Raw genomic sequence first — 25,170 nt, 5'->3', positions numbered from 1 at the left:
CAGCCGTGCGTTATGGCAGGCGTGCTTGAGCTTCCTGCGCCAGTTCTTCCAACCCGTTGCGGCGGTAAAGCTGCGCCAGGGTGTGGTTGGCAGGCACATCATCAGGTGTATAGCGCCGCCTGCCTTCCAGCACCTGCTGGGCACGACCGTCCTGGCCGGTGCGGAGTAGAGTATCCAGCGCCAGTTGTTCAAACAGGTCGCGCTGGGCATGGCTACCGCCGATCTGCTCGATCCTGCCCAGTACGGGGTCAAGTTGTGGTAGCACATCATGCAGGCGGTTCTGGGCGTGGGCGGCCAGGGCTTCAGCCAGTCCTAGCCCCACCTCCCGCCATGCTGCGGCTGTGGAACCACCGTTGCGGTTTGCGGCAAGCTGGCGAATGGTCTGGAGGAGTTCCTCCCCTTCCGGACGGCCTGCCCTGAGGAGCCCGTAAAGATAGTGCAGGCTGAGAAACGGTTGTGAAACATCGTGTTTCCGCTGGGCAAGATACGGACCAAGATCCTGCCAGCGCGCTGCGGTCTCCACCCCGGCGAATTCAAGCCGGAGCAATAGGGACACAGCACCCGCCTGATCCTGCGAAAATGTGCGATCCCGTGCCCAGCAGTGCTGGTCGTAGATATGCAGTGCGGTCTCGGCCTGCCCAAGGCTGATATGAAAGAGCGCCTTGTGCCACCACAGATGGGTGTAAAGGAAGGATGTCAGATCCTCCCAGCCCTGTGCCTGCGCGTTGAGAAAAGCTGCCCCTTCCTCTATCCGCCCCTGTGTCAGCATAACATGGGCCAGTGCGTGCTGTGCCCAGGCTTCACGCGGGTCTAGCGCCAATGCACGCCGCGCTGCGCGTTCAGCGTGGTCAAGCTGGTGGCATTGCTCATAGGCAAAGGCGCGCATGCCATGGAAATGGGCGTTTTGCGCTCCTGCCTGCAAGCACAGTTCTGTCACACGCAGCATGTCCAGAGCGCGGCCGTTGTTAAAGTCATCATACTGATGAATTTTTAGGGCGATGAAATCATGCGGCCAGAGCTGCAAAATATCTTTCAAACACTGGAGCACGGCTGGCATGTCGTCCTCCAGCCAGTATTCCAGCGTGCTCAGGAGCAGGCGCTCCCTGTCGTTCAGTGCCGGGGCCAGGCGGGCCTGATGAGCATGCTGGCGGGCAGCAGTGGGTGTGTCCCCCGTTTCTGACAGCATCCACAACAGACCGGCGTAGATGTGTACCAGACCATCGGAATAGATTTTTGCGGTATCAAGAATTTTTACGATACGCTTGTTGTAGCCCAGAAAGCCCAGAATGAAGTCATTGACCCCCGCCAGAGCTTCAGGCGTGTGGATGCTGGTGGTGTTGCCAAGGCAGTCACGCAGGGCTTTGTGTGCGGTGTCTGTCATGCTCTGGCCGTTGCTTGCTGGATAATGCGCTCAATCGCTGCGTTTGTGTCCTCAGGCTTTTCCAGCATGATCTGGTGGGCGCAGTCTGCAAGGATTGTGCTGGTGGAGCCTGCTCTGGCGGCCTGTATGGCCTCAAGCGTTGTGGCAGGCACAAGCCCGTCATGCTGCCCGCCCAGAAGGGCCAGGGGAAAGTCCGGCAGGGCGCGCAGGGCGGAAGCTGGAAAAACCGGTGCGTTTTCTAGCATGGCCCGCATCATGAACAGGCTGTTCCCGCGGGTTGCCAGGCGCTCGTGGCGTAGCAGAGCCGGGTCTGCGCTTTCATGCCAGGCGAGTTTTTCAAAGCGTTTGCCCAGCATGGGGCGCAGGAGTTCCATGGCGGGGAGTGGCAGGTTGTCCATCCAGTTGCCAAAAAGCCCTTTGCGTCGTGTTTCATGCGGGGCCGGGCCAAGCAGGACGGCACCGTCCACGGGCAGGGTCTGGTGGCGCGACCATTCCTGCAAAAGCCATGCCAGAAACAGGCGGCAGCCGAAGGAATGGGCAATGACAATGTTTTTCTGTGTCTTGTGCCGCGCAAAAACCGTTGCCAGATCATGGATGAAGGCACTGGCGTGAAAGTCCTCCTCCCGTCGGGAGGTCGGGCTGCGACCATGACCGAACGCATCCCACGCAACACTATTGAAGGGTTGGTTGCTGAAATGGCGGATTTGTTCGCGCCATTGCTCCTTGTTGCCCCCTCCACCATGAATAAAGAAAAGCGTTGTGTCTGACTGGGCCTGTCGGGTGGTGACATGCACGGACCGACCCGGAGCAGTGGCCAGTTCATAATCTTGTCGTTGGGAGGTCATGCCCGGTGTCCTTTTGCGGTCGCGGTGGGGCCAAAGCGTTCTGCCCAGCTTGGTACACAGCCCTGCCAGCCCATGGGGGTGGCCTGATGGATGCCCCGGGCAATGGCGCGGGCCACAACAAGGGTTGCCGCTTGCAGGATATCGCAGAAGGCAACCAGATCGGGGGCAGGTTTGCTTTCGGTTGAAACACCAAAAATCGTATCACCATCCTGCGGCAGGTGGGCTGGCAGGATCGCCCTGGCCACGCCATCCTGCCCCAGAATGGCCAACCGTTTGGCTTGTGCGGGTGTGAGTGTGGCATCGGTCGCCACAACGCCTATGGTCGTACCGGTGACATGGTTGGGCTTGATGCGCAGGCGCATGTCATCATCCGTGCAGGGCTGGGGGAGGCCCAGGCCGCCAAATTCAGCCTCTTTTTCAAAAGGCGCGCTCCAGAAATGGGGGCCATCCCCAACTGTACCGCTGCCAATGGCGTTGACGGCAATAAGGGCGGAAACTGTGTAGCCCTGGGGCGTGATCTGGCTGGCACTGCCCAGGCCACCCCGTAGGGTGGAGGTGGTTGCCCCTGTACCAGCCCCCACGGTACCAAGCGGGACAGGGGTGGTGCTTGCGGCCAGTGCGGCCTCGCGGCCCAATGCGGCGTAGGGGGATGTTGTCCAGGCTTTGTCGCCGCCGTTGGCAAGGTCGAACAGGCTGGCCTGCACAACAATAGGAACCCGGATCTTGCCTTCGACAGACGGGAGGCGGGCGAACTCATCCCGCAGGACGGACTGCACGCCAGAGGTTGCATCCAGCCCGTAAACCGACCCGCCGGACAGGACAATAGCGTGAATGCGCTCTACCATCATCTCAGGCTCCAGCAACGCTGTATCCCGCAGGGCAGGCGCGCCACCGGTAATGCTGATGGAGGCCACGGCAGGGCGTGCAAAGCGGATAACGCTAACCCCGCTGCGTATGGCCATGTCCTGCGCATGGCCAACCTGTATGCCGTCTATATCGCTGAGGTACCCGTCCATCCATCCTGTCCTTCAAGCAGCCGCCTGCAACAGGCGGCGGGTCGCCACGGCCTGGGGGGCGGTAAAAACCTTTTCGGTTGGCCCGTCTTCCACAATATGGCCTTTGTCCAGCACAATAACCCGGTGCGCCATGTGCCTGACAACCGCCATGTCATGGCTGATAAAGACCAGCGCCAGCCCGGTGCGCCGCTGTTGCTCCAGCAGAATGTTCAGCACCCGTGCCTGCACGGAGGCATCCAGTGCTGACACAGCTTCGTCCGCGATCACCAGTGCGGGCTCTCCCACAAGGGCGCGGGCAATGGCAATGCGCTGGCGTTGCCCGCCGGAAAACTCATGCGGGCGTCTGGCCTGTGTGTCGGCGGGGAGTGCCAGCGCGTGCAGGATGCTTTCAATACGCAATGTGCGGCTTGCGCTGTCCTGTATGCGGGCCAGCAGGGGTTCAGCCAGGGCCTGTCCGATAGTCTGGCGTGGGTCCAGGGAACTGTAGGGGTCCTGAAAAATCATTTGCAGGTCGCAGCGTAAGGCTCGGTGTGTGCGTGCGCCAAGGTGCCTGACATCAACCCCACGGAACGTGACGCGGCCTGTGTCCGGGTGGCGCAGCCCGGCAAGGGTGCGTGCCAGTGTGGTCTTGCCCGTGCCCGAGGCCCCCAGCACAGCCAGAGTTTCCCCCTGTGCGACCTCAAGCGTTAATTCCGCCAGCACGGGTGGAGCGGTGCGAGACAATGACACTGAAATGTCCTGTGCGGTCAGGAGAGTTGTCATACTTCCGCCCCCTGTATGGCCTGTTCAGGAAAGAGTGACAGCGGTGCGCGGGGCGTGAAACGGAGGGAGAGGGCCAGCAGGGACCGAAGGTACACGGACGCAGGCTGTGCCATGACAGTGGCGGTCTGTCCCTGTTCAACAATACTCCCGCCCCGTAGCACTAGAAGGGATGAGGTATGGCGGGCTACCAGTTCCAGATCGTGGGAGATAAGAATGGTTGCCATGCCCCGCTCTGCCGCCTGCGCCTTGAGCAGTGCAACAACAGTGTCCCGGCTTGCAGGGTCCAGCGCAGTGGTTGCTTCATCGGCAATCAGCAGGTCTGGTTTTCCGGCCAGGGCTGCGGCCAGCAGAATCCTCTGGCGCTGCCCGCCCGACAGGGTGTGCGGGTAGGCTTGGCGCAGGTGTGGCCCACTGTCCAGCCCGACAGCCTGTAGCAGTTCTCCAATCCGTTCTGCCTTGGCCTGTCGGGATAGGGCTGTGCTGTGGCGTAGTCCTTCTGCCAGATGCTGGGTAACTGTCATGCCGGGGTTTAGCGCCGTCATGGGTTCTTGCGGAACATAGCCAATGGTGCGCCCACGGATGGCGGTACGCGCCTTTTCAGCCATGGTGTCGATGTTGTGGCCCTTCACCCGCCGTGTGCCGGAAATGTGGAAGGCACTGCCCAGCAGGTCCAGGCAGGCCAGCCCCAGTGTGGACTTGCCACTGCCGGACTCTCCGACAACACCCAGAATATCACCGGGTTTGATATGAAAGGAGATGTCACGCAGGATGTCGTGCCAGCCCGACGGATTACGGGCACGTACGGTCAGGGTGTCAGCCTCAAACAGCGGGGTGGTCATGCTGACTTCTCCTGTATGTCAAACAGGTCACGCAGCCCGTCCCCCAGCATGTTGACGCCAAGCACCAGCATGACAACCACAAGACCCGGCACAGCGACCAGCAGCAGATGGTCAAAAATATGCACCTGATACGATGCCAGCAGGCGGCCCAGTTCAGGCAAGGGAGGGGGTGCTCCCAGTCCCAGATAGGACAGTCCGGTTTCTGCCAGCAGGGCTAGCGCGACACTGACTGAAAATTGCACCACCAGCACGGGCACCATGTTGGGCAGAACATGCCGCCAGTGAATGTGCAGGGTGTTCAGTGCGGCCAGACGGGCTGCGGCGCAGTAATCCTGTGACAGAATGGCAGAGGCTGACTGCTGGCTAAGTCGGATAAAACTGGGGATGAAGAAGAGGGCCAGAGCCAGAATTTCCTCCCCCACACCTGCTCCGTACAGCGTTACCAGCAGGGCTGCGGTGATGACCGGGGGAAAGGCAATGCCAAGGTCACTTAGCCCATCTGTCAGAATACCGGTTTTGCCCCCGGCCTCGGCCGCGACAAGGCCCAGCGCCGTGCCCACCAGCAGGGCCAGCGCCATGGCCGTGATGCTGATGGCAAGGCTGTTAAAGGCCGCCACCAGCACCAGGGCCAAGGTATCCCGGCCCAGCGGGTCGGTGCCAAGCCAGTGGGTGAGGGAGGGAGGCTTTAATCTGTCATGCAGGTTGATGGCAAAGCCGTGGCCTATGTGTTGAACCCACAAGACAAGGGCCGGCAGCAGCACAAGCAGAACCAGCAGGCTACCGCTGATCAGGGTAAGGTGCCTGAACCTGCGCGGGGTGGGGGGCTGTGGCAGTGTGGTCATGACCGTGGCCCGCCCTGAGTGTGATTGACCCATGGGCTTAGCCTGCTTTCCAGCCATTGCAGCAACCCTTTTTCCAGAATGACAACAAGCACAACAAGCAGAACGCACCCTTGCACAACCGGGATGTCGCGCTGGTTGACGGCTTCAAGCAGCAGCGAGCCGGTGCCGTGCAGGTCAAAAACATTTTCGACAATAATCGTGCCGGATAACAGCAGCGGGATCTGGAGCGAAATCACGGCCAGCACCGGGGGCAGGCTATGGGGCAGGACATGCCGCCACAGCACCGCCTGCCGGGATAGCCCATGGGCACGGGCTGTCAGGATAAAAGGAGCCTGTAAGGTTTGCAGGGCGGATGACCGGCTGAAACGCGCCAGCACGGCGGCCTGTGGCAATGCCAGCGCCAATGCGGGCAGAAGCAGTGCCTGTACGCCATGGGCTATGCCTTGCCCCCAGCCGGGAAACCCCCCGGCGGGGAACCAGTGCAGGGTCAGGGCAAAAATGCTTGTCAGGATCATGGCCAGCCAGAAGTCGGGCATGGCCTTGGTCAACTGTATGCCCGACATGAGGATAACATCGACCGCGCGGCCTTTGCGGGCGGCTGCAAACAGGCCCAGAGGCACTCCCAGAATGACGGCCAGCCCCAGTGCCATCCCTGCCAGCGGGGCTGACACTGCAAGCCTGTCAGACAGCAGTTGGCTGACGGGTATGCTGTAGCTGTAGCTCTGGCCCAGATCACCCGTGGCCATGTCTTTCAGCCAGTGCAGATAACGCTCGGGCAGGGGCCGGTCCAGGCCCAGTTTGTGGTGCAGTGTGGCTATGGTGTCGGGCCTTGCATCCACCCCCAGCAGCACCTCGGCCGGGTCACCGGGCAGCAGGACCATGCTGGCAAACACCACCAGGCTGGCGATCAGGACCAGTGCCAGGCGGGAGAGCAGAAAATGGCGGAAGGTCTGGTTTTTTAGCATCATGGCCTCCACTGGACATCCGCCATGGGGCAGGCGGGCAGGGGCAGGTTATTCCACAGTCCCGTAATGTTCCTGCGGATGATGTTCGTGCGTGGGATGAAGAACAGGAAAACATTGGGCACGTCATGCGCCAGTGTCTGCTGCATGGCCACGGCCAGATTATGCCGGGCTGTGCTGTCAGCCGTGTTTTCATAGGCCGCATACTGCTGCTGGAAGGTCGGGCTGTTATAGCCAAAATAATAGTCTGACCGGGCATAAATGCCGATATCATCTGGCTCGGTATGGGCGATGATGGTCATGTCAAAATCATGCCGGCCAAAAACCTGTGACAGCCACGCAGGCCACTCAACCTGCACAATACTGACAGTAATACCCACCTGCTCCAGATACGCGGCGACAAGCTCTCCCGTTGCCCGGGCGTAGCCAATGGGGGGCAGCAGCAGGCGCAGGCGGGTGCCGGGCTCTACCCCGGCTTCTTTGAGGAGTGCGCGCGCCTTTTGCGGGTCGTAGGAGTAAAGGGTCGAGAAATCCGTGTAATCCTTGTTCTCCGGGCTCATGTGGGAGCCAAGAACGCGGGAGCCGGGAATATCCAGTGCCTCCGCCATGCCTGCGCGGTCCAGCGCATAGGCCAGTGCCTGGCGCACCCGCAGGTCGCGGAAGGGCTTGCGCCTGTTGTTCAGGGCCAGCAGACCTTTGAACGGAGCCAGCCCTGTGGTGACAACAAAGCGTGGGTCGGTGGTAAAGTGCTCGGCCATCTCAGGGGCGGGAAAGCTGGGATACGCATCAACCTGCCCATCCATAAGGGCGTTGGCAGCGGCCATGGGGTCGGAAAAAAAGCGGAAGACTACTGTCTTCAGCTTGGCTTTTTGTCCCCAGTAGTGGTCGTTGCGCTCCAGGGTAACGCTCTCCCCCCGTTTCCAGCTTGAAAACACAAAAGGCCCGGTGCCAATGGGGTGCAGCCCATTGGTGGCAGCACTGGTGGGGGACAGCATGGCGGCATCGTCCCACGCCAGTTCTGACAGAAAGCTGCCATGGGGTGTGCGTAGCCGCACATGGGCTTCCAGTGCCGAGGGGCAGGTCACACTGTCGATGTTCTGGAAAACCTGCTTTTGTGGGTTTACGCTTTCCGGAGCGGCAGCGCGGTTGAGTGTGAACCTGACGGTCTCGCAGTCAAACGCATGCCCGTCGTGGAATGTCACATCAGGTTGCAGGGTAAAGCTGTAGTCCAGCCCATCGGGCGAGACTGTCCAGCTTCGCGCCAGCAGCGGCTGTAGGCGGCCCTGTTCATCTAGCCGTGTCAGGCCTTCAAAGATATTGTCATACGTCACGATCCTGATCCCCTCGGAGGGGTTGCTTGTCGGGTCGAGTGTCGCGGGGGAAATATTGACCCCAAGAACCATCCGGTCACGGTCTGCGGGGGCCACTGTCGGCTGCGCGCAGGCCATGCTGAGCGGGGCGAGGGTAAGGGCGCAGAGTGCCACGGCCGCAAGAGGCCGTGGCAGACGCCAACCCGATATGACGGATGACGGGCGCATTATGTATTGTCGCCTGGGGCCGGGCGTGCCAGGCCCAGATGTTCACGCAGGGTATGGCCATGGTAGGCGGTGCGGAACAGCCCGCGCCGTTGCAGTTCCGGCACCACCAGGTCCACAAAGTCATTCAGGCTTCTGGGCAGGATGGGGGGCATGATGTTGAAGCCATCGGCAGCGCCGGTCACAAACCATTCCTCAAGCTGGTCGGCAATCTGGGTCGGGCTGCCCCATATGGTCCAGTGGCCGCGCGCACCGCTGACTTCCAGATACAGTTCGCGTAGGGTCATGTTCCGCCTACGGGCCATTTGCAGCAGCAGGGCCTGACGGCTCTGGTTGCCGTTGATGGTTTCCGGCGGTTCGGGCAGGGGGCCGTCCAGCGGCAGGCCACGCAGGTCGGTGCCGGTCATGCGCGAGAGCAGCAGCAGGCCGACCTCCGGGTGGGTCAGGTTATCCAACTGGTCTTTCAGGTCTTCGGCCTCGGCCTGGGTGCGCCCGACCAGCGGATAGACGCCGGGCATGACCTTGATGGAGGAGGTTGGCCGTCCGATCCGCTCCATGCGGGCGTGCAGGTCGGCGCGGAAGTCGCGGGCCTGTTGCAGATCCTGCTGGGCGGTAAAGACCATTTCCGCTGTTTCCGCAGCAAGCTGGCGGCCCGGTTCGGATGATCCGGCCTGGACGATAACAGGGCGGCCTTGTGGCGAGCGGGGAATATCCAACTGCCCGGTTGCGGCAAACAGTTCACCATCATGGGTGACACCGCGGCGCAGGGCGGGGTCGAAGAAAACACCGCTTTCAACGTCGCGCACAAAGGCGCCGTCGTCCCAACTGTCCCAGAATTTTACAACAAGTTCCGCAAACTCCCGCGCCCGCACATAGCGGTCGGCATGTTTGACATGGGCGGGAAGGCCGTAATGCACAGATTCGCGCACATTGGCGGTTGTCACAAGGTTCCAGCCGGACCGGCCACCGTTGATCTGGTCGAGAGAGAGAAACTGCCGTGCCAGATGATAAGGAACCGTATAGGTGGTGCTGACTGTGCCGATAACACCAATCCGCTGGGTGACGGCGGACAGGGCGGAAATAAGGGTCAGGGGCTCGAAAGAGGAGGCATAGGTCATCCGGCTGAAGCCTTCGATCCCGTCTTCATCGATGCCGCTTGTAAAATCGGCAATAAAGACCGCATCAAACAGGCCACGTTCTGCCGTGCGGGCAAGTTCCACATGGTGTGGAAAATTGACGCCTGCGTCCCGGACGGATGACGGGTGGCGCCATGCAGCGGCATGGTGCCCCGTGGGAAGGAGGAAGGCCGCCAGATTCATCTTGCGCGACATAGAACGACACCTTTTCGTTATATAGACTCTGTGTGTGTTTCCCCTTGCGCCTGCACTGGATGAGGTTGGGGAGAAGATGGAACGATATAAGCTGCGGACATATAAAACAACTATCTAAAATGATTATTTTTCATATCTCCGTAAAATATCAGAAAAATAGGTAAAAATGATATTTAACATGCTGAAAAATATATGATTTTTCTGTCAAATTGATAATTTTAAAGTCTCATAGAGTGTTGCCAAAACATGACAGAAACCGGGTTTTGAGGGGTCTGGCTTATGCAGATTGTTGTGTATTGAAAAAATTAACTATACAAAAAGTTATTATAAATTAACCACCAAAAACTACGGAACAATAATGTCCATTCTGCAATGCTCTCCTGGCTTTGGTCGCCTGCGGTTGTGGTCCGCCAGCCCGCTGCCTGCGTTGTATGGGCAGCCCGTATCCGGTGGTGTGGTCATGGGCGCGGTTGATCTGCGATGTTGACCTGACCAGCACAGCTCAGCGTATCAAACACACAGAAATCTCCAAGTTTCTTCAGGGGTATTGAGTCATCATGGTTCCGTTCAGGGAATTTCGCGGCCTCAAGGGGCGTTTTCGGTCACAACGGCAGTTTCTTTTGGCCTCCGGGGTTGTTGTTCTCACATTCGGGGGGAACGCACTGGCGCAGGACGTAACCACAGCAAAACAGACAGACAGGAAACTCCACCAGAGCACAAAGGCCACCCCAGGCCCGCAGGTAACGGCAAAGCCACAGGTACAGAAGCAGGAAGCCGCAAAGGACAGCGTTGCCTCGCGCCAGACTGAGGAAGTGCTGGTCACGTCCGAGCGCAGGGCAGAAAGCCCGCAGAATATTGGCTCCTCCATCAGTGTGATCAGCGGCAAGACCCTAGAAACCCGCAATGTTAATAACGTCTTTGACTTGCAGTATCTGACACCGTCTTTGCAAGTCACGCCTCAGTTTGGCAGCGGCCAGCCCGCTTTTGCCATCCGTGGCATTGGTTTTAATGACTATGCCAGCAACAACGCTCCCACGGTGGGGGTTTATGTTGATGAAGTTGCAAACCCGGTACCCTTTGCGACCAACGGCCTGATGTTTGACATCAAACGCGTTGAGGTTCTGCGCGGTCCACAGGGCACCCTGTATGGTCGTAATACGACAGGTGGTGCGATCAACTATATTCTCAATAAGCCCACATCCACCTTCCATGCGGGCGGGGATGTGCAGTACGGGCGTTTTGATAGCGTCAAGGTGGACGGTTATCTCTCTGGCCCCATTACACAAAAGCTGCGTTATCGCCTGTCGGGCGAGACCTTGCAGGGCGGGGCATGGCAGCATAACAGCGATGGGCGAAGCCTGGGTGATGCCGACCGGGGCGCTGCCCGCCTGCTGCTGGATTATGATGCCTCCGACAGCCTGAAGTTCGAGTTCAATCTGCACGGCAGTCGTGACCGTTCTGATGCCAATGGGCTGCACTTGTACACACCCATGTCGGCCTTTAACGCGCTTAACCCGTCCGCCCCCATTTATCCCAACAGCCCCGACCGTTACGAGACCAACTGGGGTACATCCCCCTCCTTCGCCAAGGAGATCGGGGTCAACCCCAACACAAAACCGTTTTCGCATATTGATGTCGGGGGCATGAGCCTGCGTGCTGATAAGAAGTTCTCTTTCGCGACCCTGACGAACCTGCTGAGCTACGACAACATGCAGCGTCAGGAATATATGAACTTTGACGCCTGGCCGAAAACGCTGGCCGATGTTGCCTTCAAGACCCGCGCGAATGTGCTGGCGAACGAACTCCGCCTGACCTCCCCCGGTAACCAGCGCCTGACATGGGTTGCAGGCATTTACTATGCCCACCAGTATATGAATGACCGCTATCAGTCCGGCTTTAGCGACCTGTACGGTTTTGACCGTGACCTGCGTTATACCCAGTTCGTCAATACCATCAGCGGGTTCGGGCAGGCGACCTATCACCTGACCAGCAAGCTGCGCTTTACCGGCGGCCTGCGGATCGAACATGAAAGCCGCAAACTTTCCAGTCTGGGGTCTTACCAGGTGATCAATGGGGTTATTACCAACCCCGGCAACGTGCTGCATGGAGAAAGCACGGACTTCACCCTGCCGTCTGGCAAGTTTGAGGTGCAGTACAACCCTGTCCGTAATGACATGCTGTATGCCTCCTTCACCCGGGGTATCAAATCAGGCGGGTTTACAACCTACAACTCCAACTCGGTGGGGGTATCTGCGTCTCCCTTCAAGCCGGAATCCCTGCTGGCGTATGAAGTGGGCAACAAGCTGACTCTGCCTGACCAGCATCTGCGCTTTAACGTTGCTGGGTTCTACTACGATTATAGCAACCAACAGATTCAGTCCGCGACCCTCAACCCGCAGACGGGCCTTGTTGGTTCCATTGTCAACGCACCCCGCTCCCACATGTATGGTGGGGAAATCGAGGCCGAATGGCGGCCCCTGCCCAACCTGGTCATTACGCAGTCTGCCGGTTTTGCCGTGGGTGCGTTTGACAAGTTCTCCTCGCTTTACAGTGCGCATGTCGTCAACGGTCTGTATGTTGGGGATTACCGTAATCGTAAGGGTGAATCCCTGCCGTTTCCGAAATTCACCGTCAACGGATCTGTCAGCTATAACTGGGAACTGGGGAACTATGTCCTCACAACCGGCATGGATTACAGCCTGCGCAGCACGTACAACTCCCTGTTCGGGTCACGCTATAATGTGGCGGGTTATACATTGTGGGGTGCCAATATTGGGTTTGCACCCAAAAGTGGAAAGTGGTCCATTTCCGCCTTCGGGAAAAACATTTTCGACAAAAAATATGATGTGGAAAGGAATTATTTTGTCGATGGCGCCAATGTCGCCCTGGCAGGCATGCCTGCCACCTGGGGTGTGCGCCTGGGTGTGAATTACTGACCAGCACCCAACAGAGAAACGACAGGGGACAAACCAATGAGCAAAAGACCAGGGCATTTGAACCTGCTGGCTATGCTGAATAATGGTGGGCACCATCTTGCCGCGTGGAAACACCCCAAGGGGCGGGCTGGTGCCGGGCTGGATATCAAACAGTATATTCATTACGCACAGGTTGCGGAAAAGGGGCTGCTGGACGGCCTCTTTATCGCCGATGTTGCTGCTTTGTGGGGCAAGGACCTGGAGGCCCTGTCGCGCACCTCCCGCGGGGAGCATTACGAACCTCTGACCCTGCTGTCCCTGCTGGCGGGTGTGACCGAGCATATCGGTCTTATCGGCACGGCAACGACCAGTTATAATGAGCCCTATCATATTGCCCGCAAATTTGCCTCGCTGGACCATCTATCCGGCGGGCGTGCGGGGTGGAATGTGGTGACATCGGTTGTGGGGGATGAATCCCGCAATTTCGGGCGGGAAGAGCATTTCTCCCACTCTGGCCGCTATGAGCGGGCAGAAGAGTTTGTTGATGTTGTCAGAAAACTCTGGAACTCGTGGGAGGAAGGGGCAGTCACGCTGGATGCTGACCACGGCCGGTATTTTGACCCCACAAAAGTACATGCGATTGATCATGTAGGCGCGCATTTTTCCGTACGGGGCCCGCTGAACATTTCCCGCACACCGCAGGGCGAGCCTGTTCTGGTGCAGGCCGGGGCATCGGCCAGTGGCAAACGTCTGGCCGCGCGGATAGCGGAAATCATTTTTGCACCGCATGATGATATTAGCGCGGCACAGGCGTATTATGCTGAGGTCAAAGCAGCCGCAGCTGCTTTTGGCAGGCCCGCGCACGCTATCCGTATTCTGCCCGGCATTACCCCGGTTGTGGGAAAAACCCGTCAGGACGCGCAGGATTTCTTTGACCAGTTGCAGGAACTGCTGGACCCGGTGGTTGGCCTGCGCCTGCTGGCTGATACATTGGGGGATGACCTCGATCTGTCAGGCTATGACCCCGATGGCCCCTTGCCGCCCATTCCGGCTGGTAACAAGGGCAGCAGGCGCGATTTTGCGGTGGCCTTGGCGGAGCAGAAACACCTGTCCATTCGCCAGCTTTATCAACATCTGGCCGAGCGTAACGCTGTCATAGGCACTGCAGCCGACATCGCAGACAGGTTTGAAGACTGGTACGACAGCGAAGCAGCCGATGGCTTTAACCTCTTCTTCCCGCATGATCCGGGCGGGATTGAAGATTTTGTCAGTCTGGTTGTGCCCGAACTGCAAAGGCGTGGCCGTTTCCGTAAGGCGTATGACAGCACAACCCTGCGTGGCCATTTTGGGCTGGATACGCCCTATTCCGCAGGCGTGCAGGTGGCGTCATGACCCAGCAGCAATCTTTGCAGACATTCGGTTTTCTCAACCGGCTTTATGCTCCAGACAGGACCACGGCCCAGCAGACCTATGCCACCGCGCTGGATCTGCTACGCCAGGCTGAGGACAGCGGCCTGGATACGGGGTGGGTTGCCCAGCATCATTTCCATACCGAGACCGGGGCACTGCCCGCGCCACTGGTTTTTCTGGCCCACGCCACGCAGCATGTCAGAAAACTGCGGCTGGGTACGGCCGTGATTATCCTGCCATTGGAACCCGTCTTGCGCTTGGCGGAAGATGCCGCCGTGCTGGAGGTCTTGAGCAACGGGCGGCTGGAACTGGGGCTTGGGCGCGGGTTTGATACCGAAAGTCTGGCCGGGTTTGATATTGCCCCCGACCATCGGACAGAGCTGTACCGTAGCGGGCTGACCCGGCTGAACGCCATCCTGCGTGGGCAGGAGGTTGCGCCGGGCCTGACCATGACACCCGCCGTGCCGCAACTGCTAGGCAGGGTGTGGGAAAGTACGCGGGATGTTGCTTTTGTGGCGGCCAATGGCAACGGGCTGATAGCCGCCCCGCAATTGCCTGAGCATCCATCCCATCAGGAACTCATAGCTGCCTATCGGGCGGCCTGGGCTGCACAGGGGCATGAGCACCCGCCGCGTATTACACTGGTGCGGGCACTGATCCCCGGTGCTGACAAACAGACAGTCGAGCAGGAAATAGGGGCTGATATTCTGCGCTATGTCAGGCGCTTTCGGCCCGATGCCCAGCAGCAGGACCTGCACCATTACCTGCGGGAGATGGGGGTGCTCTGGGGCCACCCGGATGATATTGTGCAGGAGCTTCTGGCAGATACATCCTTGCCATTTGTCAGCCACTTTGCGGCGCAGGTGCAAACATTTTCGACTACGCCGGAGCAGGCGTCCCGACGGTTGCAGAGCTTTACGGACACCATTGTCCCGGCCCTGCGCGCGCAGGTGAAAGGGCTGGCCCTGTCATGAAACGGTCTTTCCGGTTAGGGTTTCTGACCCATGTGAGCGCGGACAGTACGCCGCAGCAAACCTATGATGGTCTGACCCGCCTTTTTGTCGCAGCAGAAAAGCTGGGTTTTCAAAGTGGGTGGATTGCCCAGCATCATCTGTCCAGAGGGACAGGGCTTTCGCCGTCTCCGCTTGTGCTGCTGTCGGCTATTGCCGCCCATACCAAGCGTATTCATCTGGCAACGGGGGTCACGGTTCTGCCTTTTGAACACCCTCTGCGCCTTGCGGAAGATGCCTCGGTCCTGAATGTTTTAAGCAACGGGCGGGTGCAGTTGGGTCTTGGTAGCGGTGGGGCCAACATTGCAGCCTTTCCGGCGTTTGATGTGGAATATGCCAACCGTGCGGCCCTTTTCCAACGGGGGCAGGAGAGCTTGCAAACCTGCCTGGAAGGCACAGGCCGTTACAAAGGTCTGGAGCCGGTCGGGGCAGGGCTGGGGGACAGACTCTGGCATTCCCACTCTACAACGGAAGGGGCTGTCTATGCGGCGGAACAGGCCAATGGGCTGCTGCTGGGCACGGCTGTGCATAACCCCGCCAGTGTACAAAAGCCGCTGGCCGAGGCCTATCTGGATGCCTGGACACATGCTGTACCACCACGGCTAGGCATTATTCGTGCGGTTTTCCCGGCGGCAAGCAAGCAGGACGCGCAGGATGTTCTCGCCCCCGACCTAGCACCTTTTGGGGATTGGTTGCGGCGTGAAAACATTGCCCAGGGGGAACTGAACACGGCAGACATTATCAGGCTGCTGAATGTCCACCATGGCAGCCCGGATGATATAGAAGAGAGCTTGAGGAATGATCCTGCACTGTTCCAGTATCTGAGTGATTTTGTGGTTGTTGTGCAATCTGCCAGTAGCACCATTGATGATGCCATTGGCCGGTTGGAAATTATAGCCCGCGAGATTGCCCCCCGCTTCGGCTGGCAACCAGACGCTGCCTGAGGCGAGGCAGAAAAAGCACCTGTCGTGATGGAAAGCACCGGGCATTGGGGGGAGTATTCCCTGCCAGTGCCCGGTGCCTCCGCGTGTGTTGATGGCCCACTCCCTTTGTCCTTAAGCAGAAGTCTGCAAGGATAAGACAAAGAGAGTGCAGCAGGAGCCACGCGCGATGGCAATAACAGTTCCGCCCCATTTTCAGGGGGCTGCCAGACAGCCCGGTCAAGGCGTGTTGATACAGGCAGGTTTGCCGGGCAGGGCTGCATGAGCACGACACAGACCAGTTACACGCACGATCCGGTGGATTTGCCCGGAGCAGGCAAGAGCCATCAGGCTTTTACAAATCTTGTTGCCCGCGCTGCTAACCTGCCGCAGCCAGTCAGTGTGGGGGTGGTCTGGCCATGTGAGCAGCATGCGCTGGAAGGGGCTGTGCTGACCGCGCGGCAAGGGCTTATGACCCCTGTTCTGATAGGCCCGAAAGAGCAGATCAGAGCTCTGGCCCTTACCAGTGGGCTCGATCTTGGGCAGATAAGCATTGTTGATGAGGCTACGGAGGATAGCGCAGCCCAGCGTGCGGTTTCCCTTGTCAAAGATGGGCATGTGCAGGCGTTGATGAAGGGCAGCCTGCATACGGATACGCTGATGCACGCTGTGGTGGCGCAACAGGCTGGCCTGCGCGCTGCGCGCCGTATCAGCCATGTTTTCCTTCTGGCTGTCCCCGGTTATGACGACCTGCTGTTTGTGACTGATGCCGCCATCAATATCGCCCCGGACCTTGCCGCCAAACGGGACATTGTCCAAAACGCCATCGACCTGCATCTGGGGCTTGGGTTGGGGACACCCCGCGTAGCGTTGTTGTCGGCAGTCGAAGTTATAAATCCTAAAATTCAGGGCACTCTTGATGCGGCCTGCTTGTGCATGATGGCCCAGCGCAATCAGATTCAGGGTGGCATTCTGGATGGCCCGTTGGCTATGGACAATGCCATTAGCCCCGAGGCTGCCCGTATCAAGGGATTGCAGTCTCCAGTTGCCGGGCGGGCGCAAATTCTTGTAGCGCCAGATATGGAGGCGGGAAATATGCTGGCAAAGAATATGATTTTCATGGCCAGTGCAGAGTCTGCCGGGCTTGTTCTGGGGGCGGAGGTTCCCATTATTCTGACCAGCCGGGCGGATAGTGTGCAGGCCAGGCTGGCTTCTGTCGCTATTGGCGCTTTATACGCGCAGGCTCTGGCCGATGCGCGGTTGCATTCAAAGGGATAAAAGCGCGTTTTCTGGTTGTGTATTTATAGAGTGTCTTATTTTAAAAATAGCTCTGACAATATAAGACGTATTTCAAAGCTATTCTCATAAAAAAATAAAAGTTTTTGGGTGTCGCCTTTTTTTCAAAAAGGCGACGTTCTTTTGAAAGTCTTTGTTACTGCTTTTGCATTTTCAGGTCCAAAAGCGCCACACAGTAAACAACCAGACCACCGGCAGACAGTAACGCACCACCCAGTCCCAGCGTGCTGTAGCTGTAATGCTGTGCGAGCAGAGCACTGCCCAGCAACGCGCCAAGGGCGTTGGCAATGTTGAAGGCAGAGTGGTTGAGGGAGGCTGCCAGTGTCTGTGCATCTCCCGCATAATCCATCAGGCGTGTCTGAAGGGCAGGCCCCAAGGCGTTTGCAAAGCTGGGTACAAGGAAGATATCCAGTAGCAGCATCCAGGGGCTGTGTAGCAGCACACTAAACGCCAGCATGGTTGCGGCACTGCCGACCAGGGCCAGTATGACAGCGGTGTTCAGGGTACGGTCAACAACCCATGCCCCCACATTGGCCCCGACAAGCATGCCACACCCCCAGATGACCAGAAAGACCATGACCATCCACTCAGGCACATGGGTGACGTTCTGCAAAATACTGGTCAGGAAGGTATACAGGGCAAACATACCCCCAAAACCGATGGCTGCTGTGAGCAGGGTGAGCAGAACCTGCGCGTTGAGCAGGCCTTTGACCTCCCGCAGGGGGGAGTTTGCCAGGTCAGGCTTGTCGGCAGGAATATAGCGTTTGACGGCTAGAAAGGTGAGGCCCCCCGCAAGGCCGATCAGGGCATAGGCCAGCCGCCAGCCCAGATGGTCGGCGGCAAAGGTGGAAAATGGCGCGCCGATCAGGGTTGCTATGGCAATGCCAGACAGGACCCGCCCGACAGCCCACCCGCGTCTGGCCCGTTCCACCATGGATGCGCCGATCAGTGCGGAAATACCAAACAATGCCCCATGGGGCAGACCGGTGACAAAACGGGCAATTTCAACAAGGGGTGCGCTGGGCATAAGCACACTCAGGAAATTGCCGAAGCAGAAAAACAGGAACAGGATCAGCAGCAGTGTCCGGCGTGACAGCCGTGCCCCCAGGATGGTGATAACGGGGGCCCCGATCACAACCCCCATGGCATAGGCCGTAATGGCGTATCCTGCATCGGCGGTTGAAACATGCAGGGACGATGCAAATTGCGGCAGCATGCCCATGATTGCGAACTCCCCTGTCCCGACAACAAAAGTGCCAAATGTCAGGGTCAGGAAGGCAAGTGCGGCCCCATGGGGCGGTTGGACAGCGGTCAGGGTAGGCGATGGTGTGTGTGTGTCGGAGGTCATCCAGAAATCCAGGTTGTTAAGGGCGTTGGCAAGGGCTGGGCCTATAGCAGCACTGCACGGATGAAGTACGGTGCCAGCAGCATGGTGGAGGGTAACGACAAAGAGTCGTGCGGAGTATGACAGGCTTGTGATGTGTGCGGTCAGGGCATGGTGTGGGCTGGTCCGGAGGGTGTGGTGCGGGGTTTTTCAACCCTGTCGGGTTCAGGGGTTTAACGCGCTGGCCCCTGTGTTTGAAGGGAGAAAGCACAGGTCCGGCCCCCCGGCCTTGAAGTCTGGCGGGCAAGAGGGCAGAAAAGTTGGATATCAGCCAGAAAGGATCGGACCATGTTTACCTGTGTCGGCTACGCTGCAACAGCAGCAGACGCGCCGTTGGCGCCCCTGTCCTTTGAGCGCCGTGATACCGGGCCTGATGACGTCCGGATTGATATTTTATACTGCGGTGTCTGCCACTCCGACATTCATCAGGCCCGTAATGAATGGCGCAATACGCTCTACCCTTGCGTGCCGGGGCATGAAATTGTGGGCCGTGTGGCAGAGGTCGGCGGTTCCGTCACCCGCTTCAAACCGGGGCAACTGGTCGGTGTGGGCTGTATGGTGGATTCCTGCCGTGAGTGTGCCAGTTGTCAGGAAGGGCTTGAACAGTACTGCGAGGAAGGTTTTGTCGGCACGTATAATGGTGAGGACAGACATGGTCGCGGTCTGACCTTTGGCGGCTATTCAAAAGCCGTTGTGGTGGATCAGGGTTTTGTACTGTCCATTCCCGAAACACTGGACCCGGCCGCTGCGGCACCACTGCTGTGTGCTGGCATTACCACTTGGTCCCCCCTGCGGCACTGGAAGGTGGGGCCGGGTATGCGGGTCGGTATTGTTGGTCTGGGCGGTCTTGGGCACATGGGGGTCAAATTTGCCCGTGCGCTGGGGGCCGAGGTTGTTCTGTTCACCACATCGGCCAGCAAGGTCGCAGATGGGGAACGTCTGGGCGCGCATGAGGTCGTTCTGTCCAAGGACCCGGAGGCTATGGCCAAGGAGCAGGGACGGTTTGACTTTATTCTCGATGCCGTGGCGGCCAACCATGACATCAATACCTATCTGGGCCTGCTCAAGCGTGAAGGGACACTGGTGCAGGTTGGTGCTCCGGAAGACCCCATGCCTGTGTCTGTGTTCAGCCTTATTTTCAAACGCCGCAACTTTGCCGGGTCGCTGATTGGCGGGATCGCGGAAACACAGGAAATGCTCGATTTCTGTGGTGAACATGGCATTACCTCCGACATCGAGATGATCCGTATGGAGGAGATCGAGACCGCCTATACGCGTATGCTGCGCTCTGACGTTAAATACCGCTTTGTTATTGATATGGACAGCATGCCAGCCCACGCCTGACTGGCACCGCCATGCCTGGTGTTACGCACCAGGCGTGGTTTTGCTTACGATACCGGGTTTTTACGCAGGCGCTCCAGCAGCCAGGCTGTCAGCTTTGCGGCTGCACCGGGCACCGGTGGGGTCTGGCAGCTTTGCTGGTGCCAGCGTGCCGCGTCAGAGTTTTGCAGGTTCTGCGTAGCAAACCAGCGGATCATGGGGTCTTGGTCGGGCACGGTTGACCCTGCTGCCGTCTGGTTGCGCAGGGTGATCCAGTGGCAGGCAAGAGCCGCAAGATCACTGTTAATATCAGCCTGCACGGTTTTCTGCTGGTATGTCGCCTGGTGTTCCTTATACCAGCCGGGCAGGTCTGCCGCAGGCATGGGGCGGGCAATGCCATAGCCTTGGCCATAGCAGTGGCCAAGATGACTGACAGCATCCATGACTTCCTGATCCGACAGTCCCTCCACCACAACGCGGCTGTGAAAATCCTTGCCCATATCGAGAATGGATTTCACCACGCTGAGAATTTGCAACGGCATGTCGTGCAGGTGGCGGAGCAGCGCCTGATCCACCTTGATGATGTCAAAGGGAAGGGAGGACAGTCGCAGCAGGCTGCTATGCCCGGACCCCAGATCATCAATCGCCAGTTGTATCCCGCGTTCCTTGAACTGGCGGATGGTGCTTGCCTGCGTTTTGTAATCCAGACTGTGCGTTTCCAGAAGTTCCACAGCAAGCCGATGCGGCTCTATGTGATACTGGGCCAGCATGTCAGCAATTTTCTGCGGCCCATCATTATTCAGGAGGAAGGTGGAAGGCAGATTGATGGCAAGGTTGGTATGCAGCCCGTCCTTGTCCCATTGTGACAGGGACGTCAGAGCCTGCTCCAGACCTTTGTAGAAAAGCTGGTCCAGTTCGTTGCGGCCTAGCAGGGGCAGGAACATGGCGGGGGAAATAATCTGCCCGTCGGTGTCTTCTATCCGGGCCAGTGCTTCCACTTCCAGCAGCGCGCCGGACTGCAAGTCTATGACAGGTTGCACAAACATGCGTAGCCCGCCTGCAAACAGCAGGCTGCGCAAATGCTGCGAGCGCTCCTGTGTGACAGAAGGTGCGGGCTGGCGATGGTACCGCTGGGAAATCTGCTCCCATCGTTGCTGCAACCCGTGGGCAAACTGCCGCATCATCAGGGATTCAAACTGGTTGGGATACCCGCCAAGCAGGGTCAGCACGGCGCTGACCTGTCCGCCTTCCTCCCTTAGCGGTATGCTCAGGGCTGAGCGGAAGCCCAGTTGCAGGGCGGTATCACGCCATTTTGGAGTACGTGGGTCCAGAGCATAGGATGGGGTGCTGGTAATTTGCGCCGACATCCAGGCCTGTGCGGTAATAGAACTGCAATCCAGCGTATCCTGCGTGGGGGGCTGTGCAAAACTTGTTTGTAGAATCTGCACAAAATCTTGTGCCAGCGGTCCGGCGCTGGCTTCGATCAGCGGTTTGCCGTCAGCATCTTTCCGGTAAAGGATAACGGCCTGAATACCAGTTAACTGACCAAGAGCATTGATTGCCTGAGCACAGGCATCGGGCCATGTGCTGGACAGGTCAGGCATGGGGGCGGAAAGCTGGGCAAAATACTGCTGTTCTATTTTCTGGCCGATGGCAAGCTGGGTGGCCTTGTCTTCCTGCAGGCGGATCTCGGTTGTCAGCAAAATGTGGTAGCGGTCGTAGGCGCGCAGCATGGCTTTATCCATGCTGTCAATTAGTTGCCGCCTGTAGGTGCTGTATATTTCAGTCAGCATGACAGGGTCGACGCCGCTGAGTGCGCGCGATGCCCCCAGAGGGTTAGCAGCCTTGAGGATATCGGCTTCCTGTGTCTCTGGTGCCAGCAGGAGTTGCAGGTGCTCCATATCGGCATGACGTAGCTCTGTACGTTCAGATTCTGTCATGCTGCTAAAGAGCTTTTGCCATTCAGCCCGGTCACGTACATTGTCGTGGAACTGTTCGACAAAATCCTGCTGGATGTGCAGCAGAAAAGTTTTGGCGCGGGTCAGCAGGTCCCGGGCCTCTGGCCCGTAGGCATCAAAGGTGTGGACCTGTACTTCTTCTGCGCTGGGGTGGGCAGGCAGGGCGCTGGCCAGACGCCACCAGGTGGTGCGGGTGGCCTTGGTCTGCTTGGACAGATACATGGCAGCATCAGCCCGTCGCAGCAGGGTGTCTGGGTCTTCCCCATCCAGTGGGTACAGAGCCATGCCGAGGGTCATGCCGACGCTGGCCGTGGCTTCGGGCGTGACCTGGAAAGGCGTTTCAACCGCAGTATGCAGGGTGTTGAGTACTGTTGTCGCCTGTGCAATGGGCAGCAGTGCATCCAGTTCTTCCAGGACGACAACAAATTCGTCCCCACCCAGGCGGGCGACAAAATCTGTTGGGCGGAGGCTCTGCACAAGGCGTTGGGCCAGTTGTTGCAGCAGGTGGTCGCCTGCTTCGTGGCCATAGGTGTCATTGACCTGTTTGAAATCGTCCAGGTCCAGCATGCAAATGCCTGCCCCACGCCCTTGTTCGCGGGCTCTGGTCAGGGCCAGCGGCATGCATTCTTCCAGCGCCAGACGGTTGGGCAGGCCGGTCAGCGGGTCATGCCTGGCCCGTTGGGCTTCTTTTTCCTGTAGGCTTTCTATGCGGTTTTGAGCATCCAGCTTGTCCAGTGCATGGCCCAGAAGGTCGGCAACGCGCTGGCACAGTGTAATGCTCTGCGCGTCAAATACCTGGGTTTGTGCTGCGGCAAAGGAGATAATGGCCCATACCTTGCCCGCCCGCCAGATGGGGGCAGACAAGACTGCACGCCAGCGGCTTTTTTCAATAAAGGCGTAATAGGGGGCCTTGGCCATGTCGGCCAGTTCGTCATTACTATAGACCAGTGTCCGGGTGTTCCAGGCGCGGAGCATGACAGGGACAGGGCTGGAGCCGGTCTTCATGTAGGCACTCAGCTCATGGATGCTGTCCGTGCCTTCACCCGCGCGGGAGAGCACTTCCAGATGGCCCCGGCTGTCAATTCTGCCAATCCAGACGGCGTGGAACAGTGTGTCCAGCACAAGGTCAGCACAGGTGCGGTCGCACATCTCGGCTTCATCGGTTGCCTGTAGCACGGCATCTGCCGTGTTGAGCAGCGCATGATAAAGGCGGCGGGCTACCTCGTGGGTTGTTACATCTTCAATCGTCCAGACCGAGACATCTCCCGACAGATCATGCAGGCGCACACCTGACAGATCAGCCAGCAGCAGATGGCCATCCTTACGGGCTAGGCGGACGTTGGGAATGCGCGTTTCGTGCTTGTGCTGCAGCGTCTCGTTGACAGCGATGGCCCGGGCGAATTCTGTCGGGTCTGTAAACAGCAGTTCGGCAGGCTGGTTGACGAGGGCTTCTGCCGGAAGGCCCAACATATGCTCCACCCGGCTGTTGGTAAGCTGAATGATATGGTCCTTGACCAGCAGAATACCGACAACAGAATTGTACAGCAGCGCGGATTGCAGCTTTTTATTGTAAAGTTTTTCCAGCCCGCGGGAAATATCAGTCGCGACCTCCTGCAACAGAGCCTGTAGCTGGTGGTCAAAAATATCGGGTTGCCTGTGGTAGACGCTCAGTACGGCCCAGATCTTGCCATCGCGCATAATAGGCAGGGCCGCATTGGCATGCAGGTTGTGCTGCTCTGCCCAGTTTTTCCAAGGGGCCAGGTGCGCGTTCTGGACGAAAGAGGCGTTGAAGATCGCCTGCGCACTACGCCAGACCCGCCCTACGGAACCTTGCCCTTCTGGCAGGTCGGCCCGGGCAGAAATAAACAGAGTGTCCGTAATGGCGTGCTGGCCCCCAACGGCCAGAAACTGAAACTGCTGCGAGGCATCGGGCCGGGCGATAAAGGCAAGGTCCAGATGGGCATAGCGGATTGCCAGATCGCAGATATCCTGCAACAGGCGGCTTTCTTCCTGCGCCTGACTGATGCAGTAGCTGATCTGGGCCAGAAAGGCGTTAAAGTCGGTCAGGCGCTGCTGCTGGCGGTTCTGCTTTTTTTCCTGTCGGCGGATCATGAACCCGATTCCGACAAAGAGCAGGGTCAGCACCAGCCCTTCTGACCCCCAGCGGTTGACTGCCTGTTTACGAAAAGTGGTCCAGATATGGTGGGGGGTTATGCGCACCTGCACGGTAAAGGGGTAGCCGATGACAGGTGTCGTCACCAGGCGGGTGTTGTCGGGGGCTGTGTGCCCGGTGTGTTTGTCCGAGGGTGGCAGGGCCTGCAGCGGGGCATTGGTGCGGGTGTCCATGACCGTGAACACCCAGTTACGATATTCCCGCGGGAGTTCCTGCGTATCAAGCAGGCGGCTGATCTTGTAAGGCGAGGCCAGAAAATAGCCTGTCTGGGTGTTGCTGACCCCATGAACGCGCAGGGGCAGCACGATAGCGTCCATGCTTTGTACATAATGTACAGGCCCGAGCAGATAGCGGGATGATTTTTCAACAGGCGCAAAATCCCGCATCGCGGATGGAGTGGCGTGCGACAGGGGCGTTGTTGACCACTGAATGTGCTCCCCATCCGCCGAAAGAATATTAAAGGTATAGTTGTGGGCGTTGGCGGCCAGATAGTTCTGGAGCGACTGTTCCACCATGGGCGATGGGGTGGCAGGCCCACCTTCCGCTCCGCCGAGGACGGCAGAGGCAATTTCCAGCTCTGTAAAGCGGGTGTTCAGCCGCCCGGCAATCAGCGTTGCGTAGGCGATACTGTCCTGCGTGGCATTGGCTGCAACCGTGGCCTGTGCGTGCTCGTATTCATTATATTCAATAACCACCCCAGACGTGGCGGCGGCCACTGCGGGCAAGACATAGTGCAGGAGGCTGCGTGCCTGCTTGCGGATATGCACACGGGAGACCAGAGCAGGAGATAGGGAGGGGGAAGGAGTTTTCACACCAGATGCCGCATAATGGAGGGTTCTGTCGTGCGTTGCTTGCCATAGCCACGGCAAGCCGCCTGTCTTCGATTGTCAGACAGTTACCATGCTGTGCTGGGTTCGACCATTGTGTTCAGAGTGTAAAATGACATGACAGGCGTGTTTAATGCGTTTGAAGTAACACTGTGTGACATATTACGTATGAAATTCTGTGGAAAACTTTTGAAGAGCCTGTTCTATATCTTGAACTCTTGGCATCTCTTGTGCGGTTTCTGAACGATTTATGGCGTTTGGTGCCATATTTTTATGATTTTTATGGTGCCGCGGTGCCGCATTTCATGCCAGTGTTTGGGAAAACCCCATGCAAGTGAATGATTTTATAAAAAAGCAAGAATTTTGTTTTTTATTTTTATAGATCGTGAGGATGATTGACATATAGTTAATATAACTATTAGATCGAAGAAATATAGAGCAAGC

Annotated in this window: 18 protein-coding genes; 7 read left to right on the top strand and 11 right to left on the bottom strand. The window is 58.3% G+C overall.

Annotation, left to right across the window (positions count from 1 at the left end; genetic code table 11):
* Positions 1-10: 10 nt before the first annotated feature.
* From FLP30_RS02775 to FLP30_RS02735, 9 genes are read right to left on the bottom strand one after another with little or no spacing between them, the layout of a single operon-like run.
* A complete protein-coding gene (locus tag FLP30_RS02775; RefSeq protein WP_210419296.1) occupies positions 11-1,381 on the bottom strand; it encodes a tetratricopeptide repeat protein in 1,371 nt (456 codons plus the stop codon).
* Positions 1,378-2,226 (bottom strand): alpha/beta fold hydrolase, encoded by an 849-nt coding sequence (locus tag FLP30_RS02770; RefSeq protein WP_149278491.1) that lies wholly within the window; start codon positions 2,224-2,226, stop codon positions 1,378-1,380. The genes FLP30_RS02775 and FLP30_RS02770 overlap by 4 nt, the downstream gene beginning before the upstream one ends.
* Complete coding sequence (locus tag FLP30_RS02765; RefSeq protein ID WP_149278490.1) at positions 2,223-3,242, bottom strand: P1 family peptidase; 1,020 nt, start codon at positions 3,240-3,242, stop codon at positions 2,223-2,225. The genes FLP30_RS02770 and FLP30_RS02765 overlap by 4 nt, the downstream gene beginning before the upstream one ends.
* Before the next feature lie 12 nt (positions 3,243-3,254).
* The gene (locus tag FLP30_RS02760) at positions 3,255-4,004 is read right to left on the bottom strand and encodes an ABC transporter ATP-binding protein (RefSeq protein WP_149278489.1); all 750 of its coding nucleotides are present in this window, start codon (positions 4,002-4,004) and stop codon (positions 3,255-3,257) included.
* Positions 4,001-4,843 carry an ATP-binding cassette domain-containing protein gene (locus FLP30_RS02755; protein WP_149278488.1) on the bottom strand — a complete coding sequence of 281 codons (843 nt, stop codon included), beginning with the start codon at positions 4,841-4,843 and terminating at the stop codon, positions 4,001-4,003. The genes FLP30_RS02760 and FLP30_RS02755 overlap by 4 nt, the downstream gene beginning before the upstream one ends.
* The gene (locus FLP30_RS02750) at positions 4,840-5,685 is read right to left on the bottom strand and encodes an ABC transporter permease (RefSeq protein WP_149278487.1); all 846 of its coding nucleotides are present in this window, start codon (positions 5,683-5,685) and stop codon (positions 4,840-4,842) included. The genes FLP30_RS02755 and FLP30_RS02750 overlap by 4 nt, the downstream gene beginning before the upstream one ends.
* Positions 5,682-6,653, bottom strand: a complete 972-nt coding sequence (locus FLP30_RS02745; protein WP_246856570.1) for an ABC transporter permease — start codon at positions 6,651-6,653, stop codon at positions 5,682-5,684. The genes FLP30_RS02750 and FLP30_RS02745 overlap by 4 nt, the downstream gene beginning before the upstream one ends.
* Entirely contained in the window at positions 6,650-8,185 is a 1,536-nt protein-coding gene (locus tag FLP30_RS02740) for an ABC transporter substrate-binding protein (RefSeq protein ID WP_246856569.1), read from the bottom strand. The genes FLP30_RS02745 and FLP30_RS02740 overlap by 4 nt, the downstream gene beginning before the upstream one ends.
* Positions 8,185-9,513 carry an LLM class flavin-dependent oxidoreductase gene (locus FLP30_RS02735; protein WP_149278486.1) on the bottom strand — a complete coding sequence of 443 codons (1,329 nt, stop codon included), beginning with the start codon at positions 9,511-9,513 and terminating at the stop codon, positions 8,185-8,187. Before FLP30_RS02735 ends, FLP30_RS02740 begins: the two co-directional genes overlap by 1 nt.
* Positions 9,514-9,871: 358 nt before the next feature.
* Between FLP30_RS02735 and FLP30_RS14330 the strand changes: the two genes are divergently transcribed.
* The 6 genes from FLP30_RS14330 (at position 9,872) to FLP30_RS02710 (ending at position 17,046) form a co-directional block, all read left to right on the top strand.
* On the top strand, positions 9,872-10,000 hold the full coding sequence (locus tag FLP30_RS14330) for a hypothetical protein (RefSeq protein ID WP_256366599.1): 129 nt from the start codon (positions 9,872-9,874) through the stop codon (positions 9,998-10,000).
* A gap of 70 nt (positions 10,001-10,070) precedes the next feature.
* Complete coding sequence (locus tag FLP30_RS02730; protein WP_246856568.1) at positions 10,071-12,449, top strand: TonB-dependent receptor; 2,379 nt, start codon at positions 10,071-10,073, stop codon at positions 12,447-12,449.
* A gap of 36 nt (positions 12,450-12,485) precedes the next feature.
* A complete protein-coding gene (locus FLP30_RS02725; protein ID WP_149278485.1) occupies positions 12,486-13,820 on the top strand; it encodes an LLM class flavin-dependent oxidoreductase in 1,335 nt (444 codons plus the stop codon).
* Positions 13,817-14,812, top strand: a complete 996-nt coding sequence (locus FLP30_RS02720; RefSeq protein ID WP_149278484.1) for an LLM class flavin-dependent oxidoreductase — start codon at positions 13,817-13,819, stop codon at positions 14,810-14,812. Before FLP30_RS02725 ends, FLP30_RS02720 begins: the two co-directional genes overlap by 4 nt.
* Positions 14,809-15,792: an LLM class flavin-dependent oxidoreductase gene (locus tag FLP30_RS02715; protein WP_149278483.1), complete on the top strand. Its 984-nt coding sequence runs from the start codon at positions 14,809-14,811 to the stop codon at positions 15,790-15,792. The genes FLP30_RS02720 and FLP30_RS02715 overlap by 4 nt, the downstream gene beginning before the upstream one ends.
* Positions 15,793-16,050: 258 nt before the next feature.
* Positions 16,051-17,046: a bifunctional enoyl-CoA hydratase/phosphate acetyltransferase gene (locus FLP30_RS02710; protein ID WP_149278482.1), complete on the top strand. Its 996-nt coding sequence runs from the start codon at positions 16,051-16,053 to the stop codon at positions 17,044-17,046.
* 154 nt (positions 17,047-17,200) lie between these two features.
* Here FLP30_RS02710 and FLP30_RS02705 read toward each other — a convergent pair whose 3' ends face one another.
* A complete protein-coding gene (locus FLP30_RS02705; protein WP_149278481.1) occupies positions 17,201-18,412 on the bottom strand; it encodes an MFS transporter in 1,212 nt (403 codons plus the stop codon).
* Between the two features lie 324 nt (positions 18,413-18,736).
* Here FLP30_RS02705 and FLP30_RS02700 point away from each other — a divergent pair, with 324 nt between their 5' ends.
* Complete coding sequence (locus FLP30_RS02700) at positions 18,737-19,792, top strand: NAD(P)-dependent alcohol dehydrogenase (protein ID WP_149278480.1); 1,056 nt, start codon at positions 18,737-18,739, stop codon at positions 19,790-19,792.
* A gap of 44 nt (positions 19,793-19,836) precedes the next feature.
* On the opposite strand, the gene FLP30_RS02695 is transcribed toward FLP30_RS02700, so the two are convergent.
* Positions 19,837-24,711: an EAL domain-containing protein gene (locus FLP30_RS02695; RefSeq protein WP_149278479.1), complete on the bottom strand. Its 4,875-nt coding sequence runs from the start codon at positions 24,709-24,711 to the stop codon at positions 19,837-19,839.
* Between the last annotated feature and the right edge of the window lie 459 nt (positions 24,712-25,170).

Origin of the sequence: Acetobacter vaccinii (genome assembly GCF_008365315.1) — a bacterium.
GTDB classification, from domain to species: Bacteria; Pseudomonadota; Alphaproteobacteria; order Acetobacterales; family Acetobacteraceae; genus Acetobacter; species Acetobacter vaccinii.
The sequence above is the reverse complement of the archived record's forward strand: the minus strand, read 5'-3'. Positions and strand labels throughout refer to the sequence as shown.

Excerpts from the sequence above, each read along its gene's own strand:
- FLP30_RS02775 (WP_210419296.1), bottom strand. The coding sequence starts at position 1,381 with ATGACAGACACCGCACACAAAGCCCTGCGTGACTGCCTTGGCAACACC.
- FLP30_RS02710 (WP_149278482.1), top strand. The coding sequence starts at position 16,051 with ATGAGCACGACACAGACCAGTTACACGCACGATCCGGTGGATTTGCCC.
- FLP30_RS02745 (WP_246856570.1), bottom strand. The coding sequence starts at position 6,653 with ATGATGCTAAAAAACCAGACCTTCCGCCATTTTCTGCTCTCCCGCCTG.
- FLP30_RS02730 (WP_246856568.1), top strand. The coding sequence starts at position 10,071 with ATGGTTCCGTTCAGGGAATTTCGCGGCCTCAAGGGGCGTTTTCGGTCA.
- FLP30_RS02755 (WP_149278488.1), bottom strand. The coding sequence starts at position 4,843 with ATGACCACCCCGCTGTTTGAGGCTGACACCCTGACCGTACGTGCCCGT.
- FLP30_RS02725 (WP_149278485.1), top strand. The coding sequence starts at position 12,486 with ATGAGCAAAAGACCAGGGCATTTGAACCTGCTGGCTATGCTGAATAAT.
- FLP30_RS02705 (WP_149278481.1), bottom strand. The coding sequence starts at position 18,412 with ATGACCTCCGACACACACACACCATCGCCTACCCTGACCGCTGTCCAA.
- FLP30_RS02715 (WP_149278483.1), top strand. The coding sequence starts at position 14,809 with ATGAAACGGTCTTTCCGGTTAGGGTTTCTGACCCATGTGAGCGCGGAC.
- FLP30_RS02770 (WP_149278491.1), bottom strand. The coding sequence starts at position 2,226 with ATGACCTCCCAACGACAAGATTATGAACTGGCCACTGCTCCGGGTCGG.
- FLP30_RS02760 (WP_149278489.1), bottom strand. The coding sequence starts at position 4,004 with ATGACAACTCTCCTGACCGCACAGGACATTTCAGTGTCATTGTCTCGC.
- FLP30_RS02765 (WP_149278490.1), bottom strand. The coding sequence starts at position 3,242 with ATGGACGGGTACCTCAGCGATATAGACGGCATACAGGTTGGCCATGCG.
- FLP30_RS02750 (WP_149278487.1), bottom strand. The coding sequence starts at position 5,685 with ATGACCACACTGCCACAGCCCCCCACCCCGCGCAGGTTCAGGCACCTT.
- FLP30_RS14330 (WP_256366599.1), top strand. The coding sequence starts at position 9,872 with ATGTCCATTCTGCAATGCTCTCCTGGCTTTGGTCGCCTGCGGTTGTGG.
- FLP30_RS02735 (WP_149278486.1), bottom strand. The coding sequence starts at position 9,513 with ATGTCGCGCAAGATGAATCTGGCGGCCTTCCTCCTTCCCACGGGGCAC.
- FLP30_RS02720 (WP_149278484.1), top strand. The coding sequence starts at position 13,817 with ATGACCCAGCAGCAATCTTTGCAGACATTCGGTTTTCTCAACCGGCTT.
- FLP30_RS02700 (WP_149278480.1), top strand. The coding sequence starts at position 18,737 with ATGTTTACCTGTGTCGGCTACGCTGCAACAGCAGCAGACGCGCCGTTG.
- FLP30_RS02740 (WP_246856569.1), bottom strand. The coding sequence starts at position 8,185 with ATGCGCCCGTCATCCGTCATATCGGGTTGGCGTCTGCCACGGCCTCTT.